The sequence below is a fragment of the Rhodococcus oxybenzonivorans genome (assembly GCF_003130705.1).
GTDB lineage: Bacteria > Actinomycetota > Actinomycetes > Mycobacteriales > Mycobacteriaceae > Rhodococcus_F > Rhodococcus_F oxybenzonivorans.
In genome coordinates this window covers 4,261,772-4,275,997 of record NZ_CP021354.1, presented here as the reverse complement: position 1 = coordinate 4,275,997, position 14,226 = coordinate 4,261,772, and the positions used below count along the sequence as shown (strand labels likewise).

Genomic DNA, 14,226 nt, shown 5'->3' with positions numbered 1-14,226 from the left:
GCAGAATGCACGCACTGACGACTGTGGTGATCCTCGGGGCCGCCGCGATCACGTCCGGATGCTCGCTCAGCCTTCAAGGCCTGTCGGTCGGTCACGCGCCCGACGGGCCGTCGTATCGCATCACCGCAGAGTTCGCGGGTGCCGACCGGGTCGTACCCGGTGCCGAAGTCCGGGCCGGACAGGATGTGATCGGTCGCGTATCCGAGGTGTCCACCCGAAACTTCACCGCCAGGCTCGAAATGCGGATCCGTGACGACGTCCGTGTGCCCCGAGATGTCACCGCGCGGATCGAGCTACCCACTGCCCTCGGCAATCCCTTCGTGCGGCTGAACGTGGAGGACGGAATCGGGACACCGATGGGCGACGGTGACGCGATTCCATTGCTACACACGTCGCGCGGCCCGGACATCGAAAGTGGACTGGCAGCGCTCGCCACCGTGCTCAACGGTAGTGGAATCGATCAGATGAGCACCATCATGAGGGAATTGAGCGCAGCCTTCGCCGGCCGCTCCGACAAGGTGCGAGACCTTGCGGACATGTTGAACAACACGCTGGGTGTCGTCGATGACCACCGTGACGAACTGAACAGGGCAATAGGGGCCTCCCATACGTTTTCCGCCGAATTGGCGGCCGGACAACCGATACTGGATCGCGCGCTGACCGAAATGTCGCCGGTGATCGGCCTACTGCTGTCCCAGCGTGAACAGATCACCGCGCTCATGCACCAGGCGTCCGCACTCACCGGGGAAGCCGAACGTGTCCTCGGAAGCGCCGGAACGGAGCTGTCGGCCGAAATCGATGACGCCGGCACGGTACTGGCCGCCCTCGAAGGATTCGAATCGGAGCTGGCGCCGACACTGGAAGCGGTCGCACGGTTCCTCGGTGGATTCGCCGCCGCCACACCCGGCGACTACGTGACCTTCAACGGGACTTTCGACGTCACAGCGGTCATCGCGAAACTGCTCACCGGCTCGGCGCCCCTCGAGGTCCCGGAAGCCCGGACACTGGCCGAGGTGCTCGGCGGAGGTGTCCGCTGATGACCCGGCACGTCGTGGCGCAGCTCGTCATGTTCGTAGTGATTTCACTGGTCGCGATTCTGTTCGGGTTGCGGTACGTCGCCGGACCGGACACGTTCGGCGATCCTCTCCGGCTGAGCGCCGAACTGGACAACGCGGCCGGGCTCGCCCGCGGAACCTCGGTGAACTACCGCGGAGTGGGAGTGGGAACCGTCGAATCGGTCGACGTCAGCCCCTCCGGTTCGGGCATAGTGCTCGGAATCGAACTACATCCGGGAACCGAGATACCGATCGGGTCCGTCGCGAAGATCAGCACCGAAAATCCGGTCGGCATTCAGTCGCTCGACATCATGCCCACCACCGACCAGCCGCCCTATCTGGTCGACGGAGACGTCATCGCCATCCCGGCGGACGGGGTTCCGAAGTCGCTGGACGCTACCCTCGTTCAGGCGACCGACCTGGTGAACACACTCGACGTGCACGACCTCTCGACGATTGCCGACACGTTCGGCACCGCCTTCCAGGGAACCGGACCGGACCTGCAGAACCTGCTCGACAATTCGGCCGAGGCAGCGCAGCTACTCGACAGTCGCACAGAAGCGCTCACCACCATCGTCGACAAAGGAATGCCACTCCTGGACAGCGCCGACGGATTGGCTGCAGCACTGCCCGGATCGGCGAGCACCGCACGAAATGTCTTCGAACAACTGCAGGCCAACGATGCGGCTCTCGTCGATTTGATGGGACGCTCGCCCCAGACGATGGCCAGCCTCGACTCCCTGCTTGCCGGCAACCGCGACTCCCTCGGCACCATGCTCGCCGATCTGGTCCTCCCCACCCGCATCGTGGCGGATCGGCAACCGTCACTCGACTACGGCCTGTCGATCATGCCGACGGCACTGCCGAAGATCGGTTCGATCGAGAAGGGCGGACTGGCCGATCTGCTCCTCGTCGGCACGCAGGGCCCGATGTGTGTGTACGACGCCCCCCGCCGACTGGTCACCGAGGCGGAACCACGTGAACCGGCCCTCGACTGGACGTGCCAGTCGCAGGACTACCTCGAACAGCGTGGTGCGGTCAATGTCCCACGCCCCGACGATCTCGGGCAGGAGAACGCGACCCGGGCCGGGGGTGTGTACGGTCCGCCGGCCGCAGACGACCCGTTGGTGATTCAGCCACCCCTCACAGGCCGGACCCCTCGCTGATTCCGCGGGACTCGACGGGACGGCAGGCGGACCTGGGTGCTACGGGGGAGTCCCTGCGGCCCTTCGGTATCCGCGCACCGCGGGGTAGGTGAACACGATCAGTCCACCGATCGACCAGGCGATCGTCTTGATCAGTGGTTCCGCCACCGGACCGCCCATCGACAGACCCTTCATCGCGTCGATGGCACAGGACATCGGCTGGTTCTCGACGAACGACTGCAACCAGGTCGGGTACGCGGCGGTGGGTACGAATCCCGAGTTGAAGAACAGCAGAAGTGTGCAGAGCAGGGACAGCAGTTCGACGAGTGGCGCCTTCCCCGCGTTGACAGCGAGGGCCGTCACCATCGTCGCGAAGCTGACGCCGAAGAGTAGTGGCAGAAGCATGAGGCCCACGCCGGCGAGGACGCCCTGGTCGAACCGGAAGCCGAGGGCAATTCCGACGGCGATGATGAGGACCGTCGTCAGAGAGATGCGCACACACTCGGCCAGCAGCCGGCTGACCAGGGGAGAAGCCCTGTGGACGGGGAGAACCCAGAACCTGCCGAGCAGGCCGTTGGCCCATTCCTTCTTGAGGGACAGTCCCCCCGCGATGGAGCCGAACATGGCACCGACCAGAGTGATCATGGGGACGGTGCCGTACAGACTGTTGACGCCCGTGGCCTTGGTGATCGAAATGCCCAACACGGCCCAGAACATGACAAGCATCAGAGCGGGATAGACGATGGCCTGGATCATCGTTCCGGGGTCGCGAGCCCAACGCACAAGAAGCCGTTTCGTCTGCAACAGGCTGTGAACCACCAGGGCGGATGCCGAATTCTCGGGATGCGGCTTCGACACCGCGGGGAACGTCACCCGGGTGGGCGCCTCGGCTCGATACTCGGTGGTCATCCGCGCCTCACATTCGACCAGATCGACAATGGAACGAAAGCGAGCACGAGTCCGGCGCACCACAGCAGAGTCGGCGTCATCTGGTGCAGGGTGATCGTGCCCTCGGTCATGGCACGCATCGATTCGGAGAACTGAGATATCGGCTGGTTCCGTACGAAGCCCTGCGCCCACTCCGGGAACTGGCTCACCGGAACGAATCCGGAGGAGAACATCCCCAGAATCAGCTGCGGGAGCGTGAGCGCCTGGCTGGTGACTTCCGGGCTCCCCGTCAGCGTTCCGAGCGCATCCGCACCGGTCGTGAGTGCGAACCCGATGAGCATCGCCAGGGCACAGAAGCCGAGGGTCAGCCTCGTGCCGCCATCGAACCTGAAACCGATGAGATACCCGTACGTCACGGCAGCGACGAGCGAAATGGACGAGTGCACGAGTGACGCAGACATGCGCGCCGCCAAGGGTATGGCTGCTCCCACGGGCATGGTCTGGAATCGGGTATTCATACCGTTCGACGCCTCGGTCGCCGCTCGATGCGCGGCGGAGACGGCCGTGAACGCCATCGCTTGGAGCACGATGATCGGCATGACGAACTGGGCGTAGTCGACGCCCTGGAACTTCATCACCAGACGCAGCGGTAGGTAGAAGCCGACTGTGAAGATCAACGGTGCGAGCACCGCGATGAAGAACTGACCCGTCACCGACATGGTGTGGAGATTTCGCTGGGTCAGTGCAACCCACTGCTGCACGTTGGACGGCTGGGGCTTTCGGTGCTTGCCCGCGAGAGCGCGTTCGAAGGCTACCTGCGGGGGCGCCGTCACGACGGCAGGCTCTCGTCGACGCGTGCATGTCCGGTGAGCGAGAGGAACACGTCATCGAGCGACGGCCGTCGGAGTGCGATGTCGGCAAGTTTCACACCGGCCATGTCGAGACGACGAAGCACCTCGGCGAGAGTCTGGGCACCGTGCTCGGCCGGAATCGACAAGCGGTCGGAACCTTCCTCGATGACGCGGTCGGGCGGGCACAGGCCCGCCAGAACCTCGCGCACGCGCGGTAGATCGGAGAGCTGGACCGGCACGACTTCGCAATAGCTGCCGCCGGTGCGGGCCTTGAGGTCGTCCGCCGAGCCTTCGGCGATCACCGTGCCCTTGTCGATGACCACGATGTTGTCGCTCAGCAAGTCGGCCTCTTCGAGGTACTGCGTGGTGAGCAGAATGGTGATGCCCTGATCTTTCAGCGCAGACACGAGACCCCACACGCCCTGACGGCTGCGGGGGTCGAGACCGGTGGTCGGTTCGTCGAGGAACACCACTTCCGGCCGGATCACCAGACCGCACGCGATGTCGACGCGTCGACGCATACCGCCCGAGTAGCCGGACACCTTTCGGTCACCGGCGTCGAGGAGGTCGAACTGAGTGAGGAGATCCTGGGCCCGCGCCTTCGCGTCGCCCTTGGGCAGACCCATCAGACGCCCGAACAGCACGAGGTTCTCGCGGCCGGTCAACGACTCGTCGAGGGCCGCGTACTGCCCCGTCATCATGATGCTCCGCCGCACGTCCGCCGATTCGGTGACGACGTCGTGCCCGGCGACGAAGGCCCGTCCGGCATCAGGCCGGAGCAGTGTGGACAGGACGTTGACGGTGGTGGTCTTTCCAGCCCCGTTGGGGCCGAGGATGCCCAGAACCGTGCCGCGGGGTACCTCGAAGCTCACGCCCCGCAACGCTGCGACGTCACCGAAGGATTTTTCGATTCCCTCGACAAGTACGGCGGTGTCAGGTGCAGGCATGTCCTCGAGTATGGCACGCGAGAAGTGAGATGAAGCCAGACCCGCGAACCATGTCCACGCCCGGGGAAGGGGCCGGGGAATCTTCTGTAACGCGCGCAGACAGGTACACGATAAATGCCGCACACCTGTACCAGTTCCACTCCCGCGACCGCCGCAACCTCTGCGTCTTCCCTGTCGACGGCCATGGTGTGCGAACGTCAAGCCCGGTGTCCGCAGTACTCCCGCAGGGCAATTCGCGGGCGTGGAGGGGCCGGGACCGAAATGTGAGCTTCGACATGCGTCGTGCCGTCGTCCACCTCCGCTTCCGCCTCGGCGCTCACCATGGTTGCTTGCCCGGAGCTATGAAGTCCCCGGTCCGGCACTGCGGGGTGTCACCCACGTCGTGATGTCAGCGTGGACCACCTCGTTCCCCGCGCGGTCGACGATGCGTACCGGCACCACCAGCTCGGCGCCCTCGGTGATGGTGGCAAAGTCCGGCGGCTCCGGTAGTTCGGCGATCGCCCGCAACGATCCGTTCGCCTTGGCGAGGTAGTCGACCGTCATGGACTTCGGAATCCATCGATGCGTGCTCGGCACGGTTGCTTCGGACAGCATGCCCATGGCCACCTCGGAGAGGTTGCAGGCCGCGATGGCGTGAAAGGTGCCGAGGTGGTTGCGCACGCCCCACCATTTCGGGGCGTGAACCTCGCAGCGTCCGGGGCGCATGTCGACGACGCGGGGGAGCACCGAGCCGAAGTAGGGAACGCGTACACACATCGCCAGAGAGAAGAGAGTGTGACCGAGGGCGTTGTCCGGAAGCTTCTGCCAGGCGGCATAGGTAGGACTCGAAGTCGTCATCCAGACACCTTACTCGAAAGTAAGTTCTGCGGCCGCGGCACCGGTCCGGGTCGGTTTGAAGTCTCGGGCCTCGTACGGCATACTGGTCGGGTTGCCTTGTCTGGGACGCGATCTATTGCGGCCTGAAACAGGTGGGGTGAAGAACGTCGTCGAGCGGTTCGAAAGAGCTGTTCGCGGCCCATGCAAGACGGAAGCAGTACCTACTGTGCACTCGATTTCGAGTGCATCCGGTGCGAATTCCCGGCCCGAAAGCTGAAAAGTTGCGGGTCGGAGAATGAGTGGGACGGCGACACGCCCGACCGCGTGTACCGGAGAACCATGACAGATGAACAGCGGCAGCGGATCGGGTGCGTCCCGGTCGCCTAGCGTTCGGACAGTTGCGGCCCAGGTAAGGACTGTGCAGACGACGAGGTAGTTCGGCCCGACTCGGGTGGTTCTACGAAACGCGGCAAGAAAAGGACACTAAGCGTGGCGGGACAGAAGATCCGCATCAGGCTCAAGGCCTACGACCATGAGGCGATCGACGCGTCAGCGCGCAAGATCGTCGAGACGGTGACCCGTACCGGGGCCCGCGTCGTTGGACCCGTGCCGTTGCCGACCGAAAAGAACGTGTACTGCGTCATCCGCTCGCCGCACAAGTACAAGGACTCGCGCGAGCACTTCGAGATGCGTACTCACAAGCGGCTTATCGACATCCTCGACCCGACGCCCAAGACGGTGGACGCGCTCATGCGCATCGACCTTCCGGCCAGCGTCGACGTCAATATTCAGTGAGCGCGGCGGAGACAAAAACAATGACTGATACCAAGATCAAGGGAATCCTGGGCACGAAGCTCGGCATGACCCAGGTCTTCGACGAGAACAACCGGGTCGTTCCGGTCACCGTCGTGAAGGCCGGGCCCAACGTCGTGACCCAGATTCGTACCGAAGAGCGTGACGGCTACAGCGCCGTGCAGCTCGCGTTCGGCGCCATCGACCCGCGCAAGGTGAACAAGCCGACTTCCGGCCAGTTCGCCAAGGCCGGCGTCACCCCGCGCCGCCACGTTGTGGAGCTCCGCGTTGCCGACACCTCGGAGTACGAGGTCGGCCAGGAACTTACCGCCGAGGTCTTCGAGGACGGCGCCTACGTCGACGTCACCGGAACCAGCAAGGGTAAGGGCTTCGCCGGAACCATGAAGCGCCACGGCTTCGCCGGCCAGGGCGCCTCGCACGGCGCCCAGGCTGTGCACCGTCGCCCCGGTTCCATCGGTGGTTGCGCCACTCCGGGCCGCGTGTTCAAGGGCATGCGCATGTCCGGTCGCATGGGTAGCGACCGCATCACGACGCAGAACCTCTCGGTCCACAAGGTGGACGCCGAGAACGGCCTGCTGCTGATCAAGGGTGCGATCCCCGGCCGCAAGGGTGGCCTCGTGATCGTCAAGAGTGCAGTGAAGGGTGGTGCACGGGCATGACCAGCACCGAGACATCGACGACCAAGCTGACGCTGGACGTCAAGGTCGCCGGCGGCAAGACCAACGGCACCGTCGACCTCCCCGCGGAGATCTTCGACGCGCCTGCCAACATCGCGCTTCTCCACCAGGTTGTCGTCGCTCAGCTCGCAGCTGCGCGTCAGGGCACCCACTCCACCAAGACCCGCGGCGAGGTTCGCGGCGGTGGAAAGAAGCCGTACCGCCAGAAGGGCACCGGCCGCGCTCGCCAGGGCTCGACCCGTGCACCGCAGTTCGCTGGTGGTGGCACCGTCCACGGCCCGCAGCCGCGTGACTACAGCCAGCGGACGCCCAAGAAGATGAAGGCCGCCGCCCTGCGCGGAGCTCTCTCCGACCGGGCGCGCAACGAGCGTATCCACGTGATCACCGAGCTGGTCGCCGGTCAGACTCCCTCGACGAAGGGCGCCAAGGCGTTCCTGGGCGAGATCTCGGACCGCAAGAAGGTCCTGCTCGTCGTCGGACGTGAAGACATTGCGGCGTGGAAGAGCGTGCAGAACCTGGACGGTGTGCATCCCATCGCACCCGACCAGCTCAACACGTACGACGTGCTCAACAGCGATGACGTCGTGTTCAGCGTCGAGGCGCTCAACACGTTCATCCACGGGCCCGCCGAGAGCGTCCAGGAAGAGAACAAGGAGGAGGCCAAGTGACGACCATCGCTGACCCCCGCGACATCCTGCTGGCTCCGGTCATCTCCGAGAAGTCCTACGGACTGATCGAGGAAGGCACCTACACCTTCCTGGTGCACCCGGACTCGAACAAGACGCAGATCAAGATTGCCGTCGAGAAGATCTTCGGCGTCACTGTGACAAGCGTCAACACCGCCAACCGTCAGGGCAAGCGCAAGCGGACCCGGTTCGGTTACGGCAAGCGCAAGGACACCAAGCGCGCGCTCGTGACCCTCTCGGCCGACAGCAAGCCCATCGAGATCTTCGGAGGACCGGTCGCGTAAGCGCCGGGACTTGACGAGACATAGAGGACGAGAAGACTCATGGCAATCCGTAAGTACAAGCCGACAACTCCGGGCCGTCGTGGCTCGAGCGTCTCGGACTTCGCCGAGATCACTCGGTCGACCCCCGAGAAGTCGCTGGTTCGCCCGCTCCACGGACGCGGTGGACGTAACGCACACGGTCGTATCACCACCCGGCACAAGGGCGGCGGTCACAAGCGCGCCTACCGGTTGATCGATTTCCGTCGCAACGACAAGGACGGCGTGCCGGCCAAGGTCGCGCACATCGAGTACGACCCCAACCGCACCGCGCGTATCGCCCTGCTGCACTACGCAGATGGTGAGAAGCGCTACATCATCGCCCCCAAGGGCCTGTTCCAGGGTGCGCCGGTCGAGTCCGGTGCAGGCGCCGACATCAAGCCCGGCAACAACCTGCCCCTGCGCAACATCCCGACGGGTACCACCATCCACGCCGTCGAGCTCCGCCCCGGTGGCGGCGCCAAGATGGCCCGCTCGGCTGGTTCCAGCATCCAGTTGCTCGGTAAGGAAGGCACCTACGCCACGCTGCGTATGCCGTCCGGCGAAATCCGTCGCGTCGACGTTCGCTGCCGCGCCTCGATCGGTGAGGTCGGCAACGCCGAACAGTCGAACATCAACTGGGGCAAGGCCGGCCGTATGCGGTGGAAGGGCAAGCGCCCGACCGTCCGTGGTGTCGTGATGAACCCGGTCGACCACCCGCACGGTGGTGGTGAGGGTAAGACCTCCGGTGGTCGCCACCCGGTCAGCCCGTGGGGCAAGCCCGAAGGCCGCACCCGCAAGAACAAGGCGAGTGACAAGCTCATTGTCCGTCGTCGCCGTACCGGCAAGAACAAGCGCTAGGAGGGAGTGAAGGATGCCACGCAGCCTCAAGAAGGGCCCGTTCGTCGATGACCACCTCCTCGCGAAGGTGGACGTGCAGAACGAAAAGGGAACCAAGCAGGTCATCAAGACCTGGTCCCGTCGTTCCACGATCATCCCGGACTTCATCGGCCACACGTTTGCGGTTCACGACGGCCGCAAGCACGTCCCCGTGTTCGTCTCCGACTCGATGGTCGGACACAAGCTCGGAGAGTTTGCACCGACCCGCACGTTCAAGGGTCACATCAAGGATGATCGGAAGGCGAAGAGGCGATGAGCAACACCGAAACCGCCAACCCGACCGCCAAGGCAATTGCGCGCCACGTGCGCGTCACGCCGATGAAGGCGCGTCGAGTTGTGGACCTGGTCCGCGGGCGTTCGGTTGAAGACGCCCTCTCCATCCTGAAGTTCGCGCCGCAGGCAGCGAGCGAGCCGGTCGCCAAGGTGATCGCCAGCGCTGCAGCCAACGCCGAGAACAACCTCGACCTCGACCCGAGCACGCTTGTCGTTGCCACGGCGTACGTGGACGAGGGCGCGACCCTCAAGCGGTTCCAGCCGCGTGCACAGGGACGTGCGTTCCGTATCCGTAAGCGGACGAGCCACATCACCGTGATCGTGGAGAGCCTGCCGAAGACCGGAACATCGACCCGTAATCGCCGGAAGGGAAGTGCTCAGTAGTGGGCCAGAAAATCAACCCGCACGGCTTCCGACTCGGCATCACCACCGACTGGAAGTCCCGCTGGTACGCAGACAAGCAGTACGCGGAGTACGTCAAGGAAGACGTCGCCATCCGTAAGCTCCTCGCCACCGGCATGGAGCGCGCGGGCATCGCGAAGGTCGAGATCGAGCGCACCCGTGACCGTGTGCGTGTGGACATCCACACCGCGCGTCCGGGCATCGTCATCGGCCGCCGCGGCGCCGAGGCCGACCGCATCCGTTCCGAGCTCGAGAAGCTGACCGGCAAGCAGGTCCAGCTGAACATCCTCGAGGTCAAGAACGCCGAGGCCGAGGCTCAGCTCGTCGCCCAGGGTGTCGCCGAGCAGCTCTCGAACCGCGTCGCTTTCCGTCGCGCCATGCGTAAGGCCATCCAGTCGGCCATGCGTCAGCCGAACGTCAAGGGCATCCGGGTCCAGTGCTCCGGTCGTCTCGGTGGTGCCGAGATGTCCCGCTCGGAGTTCTACCGCGAAGGTCGCGTCCCGCTGCACACGCTGCGCGCCGACATCGACTACGGCCTCTACGAGGCCAAGACCACCTTCGGCCGCATCGGCGTGAAGGTCTGGATCTACAAGGGCGACATCGTCGGTGGCAAGCGTGAGCTCGCCGCCAACGTGGCTGCTCCCGCCGGCGATCGTCCGCGGCGCGAGCGTCCGAGCCGCCCCCGTCGTTCCGGTGCCACCGGCACCACCGCGACCAGCACCGAGGCCGGTCGCGCAGCGACCGCCACCGCCGATGCACCCGCTACGACTGAACAGAAGGAGGGCTGACGCATGTTGATCCCACGGCGGGTCAAGCACCGCAAGCAGCACCATCCGAGCCGTTCGGGTGCCGCCAAGGGTGGAACCCAGGTGACCTTCGGTGACTACGGCATCCAGGCTCTCGAGCCTGCCTACATCACCAACCGGCAGATCGAGTCCGCTCGTATCGCCATGACCCGGCACATCAAGCGTGGCGGCAAGATCTGGATCAACATCTTCCCGGATCGCCCCCTCACCAAGAAGCCGGCCGAAACCCGCATGGGTTCCGGTAAGGGTTCCCCCGAGTGGTGGATCGCGAACGTCAAGCCTGGTCGCGTGATGTTCGAGATGAGCTACCCCAACGAGGAGATCGCACGCGAGGCCCTGCGCCGCGCGATGCACAAGCTCCCCTGCAAGTGCCGGATCGTGACAAGGGAGGAGCAGTTCTGATGGCTACTGGAACCCCAGCCGCAGAGCTCCGCGAGCTCACCGAAGAAGAGCTGGTCACCCGGCTTCGTGAGTCGAAGGAAGAGCTGTTCAACCTTCGTTTCCAGATGGCCACCGGCCAGATGGACAACAACCGCCGGCTTCGGACCGTCCGTCACGACATCGCGCGTATCTACACCGTTCTGCGTGAGCGTGAGCTCGGACTGGCCGTTGGTCCGGACGCAGGTGACGCGGCATGAGTGAGGAAAAAGCAGTGAGCACTACAGAGCGCGGCAGCCGCAAGGTCCGCACCGGATATGTCGTCTCCGACAAGATGGAGAAGACGATCGTGGTCGAGCTCGAAGACCGGGTCAAGCACCCGCTCTACGGCAAGATCATCCGCCGGACCAGCAAGGTCAAGGCCCACGACGAGAACGGTGTCGCCGGTGTCGGTGACCTCGTGCAGCTGATGGAAACCCGTCCGCTGTCCGCGACGAAGCACTGGCGCCTCGTCGAGGTCGTCGAGAAGGCCAAGTAAGAACCACAATATGTGTCCAGTATGATGGTGGGGTTGCCTTGCGACAGATGCACGGCAACCCCACCGTTGTGCCACCCGTCAGGGCGGCCTCATGCAGGGTACGGGTACGGACCGCGCACGTCGGGTCGGAAATCTGCCGTGCACGACAGAGCGACCGCCAGTTGGTCGCTCCAGTCGAAAACACCAGGTCAAGGAGAAGTAAGTGATTCAGCAGGAGTCGCGGCTGCGCGTCGCCGACAACACGGGTGCCAAGGAGATTCTCTGCATCCGCGTTCTCGGTGGTTCGTCACGCCGCTACGCCGGGATCGGTGACATCATCGTCGCCACCGTCAAGGACGCCATCCCGGGTGGAAACATCAAGAAGGGCGAGGTCGTCAAGGCCGTCATCGTCCGCACCACGAAGGAACGTCGCCGGCCGGACGGGTCGTACATCAAGTTCGACGAGAACGCCGCCGTCCTCATCAAGCCGGACAACGATCCCCGTGGCACCCGCATCTTCGGCCCGGTCGGCCGTGAGCTGCGTGAGAAGAAGTTCATGAAGATCGTCTCGCTCGCCCCGGAGGTGCTGTGATGAAGGTGCACAAGGGTGACACCGTGCTGGTCATCGCCGGCAAGGACAAGGGCGCGAAGGGCAAGGTCATTCAGGCCTACCCCGCGACCAACAAGGTCCTCGTCGAAGGCGTGAACCGCATCAAGAAGCACACCGCGGTTTCCGCGAACGAGCGCGGAGCTTCCTCCGGCGGCATCGTGACGCAGGAAGCCCCGATCCACGTTTCCAACGTCGCGGTCATCGACTCGGACGGCAACCCCACCCGCGTGGGCTACCGGACCGACGAAGAGTCCGGCAAGCGCGTTCGGATTTCCCGGAAGAACGGGAAGGACATCTGACATGACCTCCACTGAGAACAAGATCCAGCCGCGCCTGAAGACTCGCTACCGCGAAGAGATCAAGGCTGCGCTGAACAGCGAATTCGACTACGCCAACGTGATGCAGATCCCGGGCGTCGTCAAGGTCGTCGTCAACATGGGTGTCGGTGACGCCGCCCGCGACGCCAAGCTCATCAACGGTGCCGTCAACGATCTCGCTCTGATCACCGGTCAGAAGCCCGAGATCCGCAAGGCGCGCAAGTCGATCGCGCAGTTCAAGCTTCGCGAGGGCATGCCGATCGGTGCCCGCGTCACGCTTCGCGGCGACCGCATGTGGGAATTCCTGGACCGTCTCGTGTCCGTGGCCCTTCCCCGCATCAGGGACTTCCGTGGCCTGTCGGGAACCCAGTTCGACGGCAACGGCAACTACACGTTCGGCCTGAACGAGCAGTCGATGTTCCACGAGATCGACGTGGACAAGATCGACCGTCCGCGCGGCATGGACATCACCGTGGTGACCACCGCGACCAACAACGAAGAAGGCCGTGCCCTGCTCAAGCACCTCGGCTTCCCGTTCAAGGAGAACTGAGCTAATGGCTAAGAAGGCATTGGTCAACAAGGCCAACAAGAAGCCCAAGTTCGCGGTGCGCGCCTACACCCGCTGCCAGCGGTGCGGTCGTCCGCACTCGGTGTTCCGCAAGTTCGGCCTGTGCCGAATCTGCGTCCGCGAGATGGCGCACGCCGGCGAGCTGCCCGGCGTCCACAAGAGCTCCTGGTGATCCGGTGACGTCGTCGCCGCGACGATGACGACGTCACCCACCACAGACTTCCGGTTCGTAATCTCGGGCCGGGAAACGTAAGACCTACTTCGCGATAGGCCTGCGCCGGACACGGCAGAGGGAACCGTTGTGAGAAAGGTAGAGGTCAACCTCATGACCATGACCGACCCCATCGCAGACTTCTTGACACGTCTGCGCAACGCCAACACGGCGTACCACGATGAGGTGAAGTTGCCCCACTCGAAGATCAAGGCGAACATCGCCGAGATCCTCAAGCGTGAGGGCTACATCGCCGACTACCGCACCGAGGACGCCGAGGTCGGTAAGACCCTCATCGTCGACCTCAAGTACGGCCCGAGCCGTGAGCGCAGCCTTGCCGGCGTGCGTCGTGTCTCGAAGCCCGGTCTGCGTGTGTACGCAAAGTCCACCAACCTGCCCAAGGTTCTGGGCGGCCTCGGCGTGGCGATCATTTCCACGTCCACCGGCCTGCTCACCGATCGCCAGGCGGCCAATCAAGGAGTGGGCGGGGAAGTCCTCGCCTACGTCTGGTAAGGGAGGCCACCACAATGTCGCGTATCGGAAAGATTCCCGTTACCGTCCCCGCCGGTGTCGACGTGTCGATCGACGGCCAGGACGTCACGGTCAAGGGGCCGAAGGGCACCCTCGGCCTCACCATCGCAGAGCCGATCACCATCGAGAAGAACGAGGACGGAACGCTCAGCGTCACCCGTCCGGACGACGAGCGTCGTAGCCGTGCACTCCACGGTCTTTCTCGCACGCTGGTGCAGAACCTGGTCACCGGTGTGACCGACGGTTACACCACCAAGATGGAGATCCACGGCGTCGGTTACCGCGTTGCTCTCAAGGGCAAGGACCTCGAGTTCGCGCTCGGGTACAGCCACCCGGTCCCGATCGAGGCTCCGGAAGGCATCACCTTCGCGGTCGAGTCGCCCACCAAGTTCTCCGTGTCGGGCATCGACAAGCAGAAGGTCGGGCAGATCTCGGCCAACATCCGCCGTCTCCGCCGTCCGGACCCGTACAAGGGCAAGGGCGTGCGTTACGAGGGTGAGCAGATCCGCCGCAAGGTCGGAAAGACGGGTAAGTGA

At 64.4% G+C, this 14,226-nt stretch carries 23 protein-coding genes; 19 read left to right on the top strand and 4 right to left on the bottom strand.

What is annotated here, in order from left to right; translation table 11 throughout:
- The first annotated feature begins 5 nt into the window (after nt 1–5).
- Nucleotides 6–1,037, top strand: a complete 1,032-nt coding sequence (locus CBI38_RS20265) for an MCE family protein (protein ID WP_230989896.1) — start codon at nt 6–8, stop codon at nt 1,035–1,037.
- Nucleotides 1,037–2,221, top strand: coding sequence for an MCE family protein (locus CBI38_RS20260; RefSeq protein ID WP_230989895.1), 1,185 nt, complete (start codon nt 1,037–1,039; stop codon nt 2,219–2,221). Before CBI38_RS20265 ends, CBI38_RS20260 begins: the two co-directional genes overlap by 1 nt.
- 39 nt (nt 2,222–2,260) lie before the next feature.
- Here the strand turns inward: CBI38_RS20260 and CBI38_RS20255 are convergent, their stop codons facing one another.
- The 4 genes from CBI38_RS20255 to CBI38_RS20240 all read right to left on the bottom strand — a co-directional run bounded on the left by CBI38_RS20255 (nt 2,261) and on the right by CBI38_RS20240 (nt 5,723).
- Nucleotides 2,261–3,109 (bottom strand): ABC transporter permease, encoded by an 849-nt coding sequence (locus CBI38_RS20255; protein ID WP_109331610.1) that lies wholly within the window; start codon nt 3,107–3,109, stop codon nt 2,261–2,263.
- Nucleotides 3,106–3,921, bottom strand: coding sequence for an ABC transporter permease (locus tag CBI38_RS20250; protein ID WP_109331609.1), 816 nt, complete (start codon nt 3,919–3,921; stop codon nt 3,106–3,108). The genes CBI38_RS20255 and CBI38_RS20250 overlap by 4 nt, the downstream gene beginning before the upstream one ends.
- Nucleotides 3,918–4,886, bottom strand: a complete 969-nt coding sequence (locus CBI38_RS20245; RefSeq protein ID WP_109331608.1) for an ATP-binding cassette domain-containing protein — start codon at nt 4,884–4,886, stop codon at nt 3,918–3,920. Before CBI38_RS20245 ends, CBI38_RS20250 begins: the two co-directional genes overlap by 4 nt.
- A gap of 339 nt (nt 4,887–5,225) precedes the next feature.
- Nucleotides 5,226–5,723, bottom strand: a complete 498-nt coding sequence (locus CBI38_RS20240) for a hotdog fold domain-containing protein (protein WP_109331607.1) — start codon at nt 5,721–5,723, stop codon at nt 5,226–5,228.
- A gap of 468 nt (nt 5,724–6,191) precedes the next feature.
- Between CBI38_RS20240 and rpsJ the strand changes: the two genes are divergently transcribed.
- The 17 genes from rpsJ (at nt 6,192) to rplF (ending at nt 14,226) form a co-directional block, all read left to right on the top strand.
- A complete protein-coding gene (rpsJ, locus tag CBI38_RS20230; protein ID WP_003938093.1) occupies nt 6,192–6,497 on the top strand; it encodes a 30S ribosomal protein S10 in 306 nt (101 codons plus the stop codon).
- A 20-nt stretch (nt 6,498–6,517) separates the two neighbouring features.
- Nucleotides 6,518–7,174 carry a 50S ribosomal protein L3 gene (rplC, locus tag CBI38_RS20225; protein ID WP_009479366.1) on the top strand — a complete coding sequence of 219 codons (657 nt, stop codon included), beginning with the start codon at nt 6,518–6,520 and terminating at the stop codon, nt 7,172–7,174.
- Complete coding sequence (gene rplD / locus CBI38_RS20220; protein ID WP_109331600.1) at nt 7,171–7,860, top strand: 50S ribosomal protein L4; 690 nt, start codon at nt 7,171–7,173, stop codon at nt 7,858–7,860. The genes rplC and rplD overlap by 4 nt, the downstream gene beginning before the upstream one ends.
- The gene (rplW, locus tag CBI38_RS20215) at nt 7,857–8,162 is read left to right on the top strand and encodes a 50S ribosomal protein L23 (RefSeq protein WP_109331599.1); all 306 of its coding nucleotides are present in this window, start codon (nt 7,857–7,859) and stop codon (nt 8,160–8,162) included. Before rplD ends, rplW begins: the two co-directional genes overlap by 4 nt.
- A 39-nt stretch (nt 8,163–8,201) precedes the next feature.
- On the top strand, nt 8,202–9,038 hold the full coding sequence (gene rplB, locus CBI38_RS20210; RefSeq protein WP_015889918.1) for a 50S ribosomal protein L2: 837 nt from the start codon (nt 8,202–8,204) through the stop codon (nt 9,036–9,038).
- Nucleotides 9,039–9,051: 13 nt separating this feature from the next.
- Nucleotides 9,052–9,333 carry a 30S ribosomal protein S19 gene (rpsS, locus tag CBI38_RS20205; protein ID WP_003940820.1) on the top strand — a complete coding sequence of 94 codons (282 nt, stop codon included), beginning with the start codon at nt 9,052–9,054 and terminating at the stop codon, nt 9,331–9,333.
- Entirely contained in the window at nt 9,330–9,734 is a 405-nt protein-coding gene (gene rplV, locus CBI38_RS20200; RefSeq protein WP_109331598.1) for a 50S ribosomal protein L22, read from the top strand. Before rpsS ends, rplV begins: the two co-directional genes overlap by 4 nt.
- Nucleotides 9,734–10,540 (top strand): 30S ribosomal protein S3, encoded by an 807-nt coding sequence (rpsC, locus tag CBI38_RS20195; protein ID WP_005239635.1) that lies wholly within the window; start codon nt 9,734–9,736, stop codon nt 10,538–10,540. The genes rplV and rpsC overlap by 1 nt, the downstream gene beginning before the upstream one ends.
- A gap of 3 nt (nt 10,541–10,543) precedes the next feature.
- Entirely contained in the window at nt 10,544–10,960 is a 417-nt protein-coding gene (gene rplP, locus CBI38_RS20190; protein ID WP_005239636.1) for a 50S ribosomal protein L16, read from the top strand.
- Nucleotides 10,960–11,196, top strand: coding sequence for a 50S ribosomal protein L29 (rpmC, locus tag CBI38_RS20185; RefSeq protein WP_109331597.1), 237 nt, complete (start codon nt 10,960–10,962; stop codon nt 11,194–11,196). Before rplP ends, rpmC begins: the two co-directional genes overlap by 1 nt.
- Nucleotides 11,193–11,474 (top strand): 30S ribosomal protein S17, encoded by a 282-nt coding sequence (rpsQ, locus tag CBI38_RS20180; RefSeq protein ID WP_109331594.1) that lies wholly within the window; start codon nt 11,193–11,195, stop codon nt 11,472–11,474. Before rpmC ends, rpsQ begins: the two co-directional genes overlap by 4 nt.
- 202 nt (nt 11,475–11,676) lie before the next feature.
- The gene (rplN, locus tag CBI38_RS20175) at nt 11,677–12,045 is read left to right on the top strand and encodes a 50S ribosomal protein L14 (protein ID WP_005239639.1); all 369 of its coding nucleotides are present in this window, start codon (nt 11,677–11,679) and stop codon (nt 12,043–12,045) included.
- Nucleotides 12,045–12,362, top strand: coding sequence for a 50S ribosomal protein L24 (gene rplX / locus CBI38_RS20170; RefSeq protein WP_109331588.1), 318 nt, complete (start codon nt 12,045–12,047; stop codon nt 12,360–12,362). Before rplN ends, rplX begins: the two co-directional genes overlap by 1 nt.
- A 1-nt stretch (nt 12,363) precedes the next feature.
- Entirely contained in the window at nt 12,364–12,930 is a 567-nt protein-coding gene (rplE, locus tag CBI38_RS20165) for a 50S ribosomal protein L5 (protein ID WP_109331587.1), read from the top strand.
- A gap of 4 nt (nt 12,931–12,934) precedes the next feature.
- The gene (locus tag CBI38_RS20160) at nt 12,935–13,120 is read left to right on the top strand and encodes a type Z 30S ribosomal protein S14 (protein ID WP_005239644.1); all 186 of its coding nucleotides are present in this window, start codon (nt 12,935–12,937) and stop codon (nt 13,118–13,120) included.
- 153 nt (nt 13,121–13,273) lie between these two features.
- On the top strand, nt 13,274–13,672 hold the full coding sequence (rpsH, locus tag CBI38_RS20155) for a 30S ribosomal protein S8 (protein ID WP_005239657.1): 399 nt from the start codon (nt 13,274–13,276) through the stop codon (nt 13,670–13,672).
- A 14-nt stretch (nt 13,673–13,686) separates the two neighbouring features.
- Nucleotides 13,687–14,226 carry a 50S ribosomal protein L6 gene (gene rplF / locus CBI38_RS20150; RefSeq protein ID WP_109331583.1) on the top strand — a complete coding sequence of 180 codons (540 nt, stop codon included), beginning with the start codon at nt 13,687–13,689 and terminating at the stop codon, nt 14,224–14,226.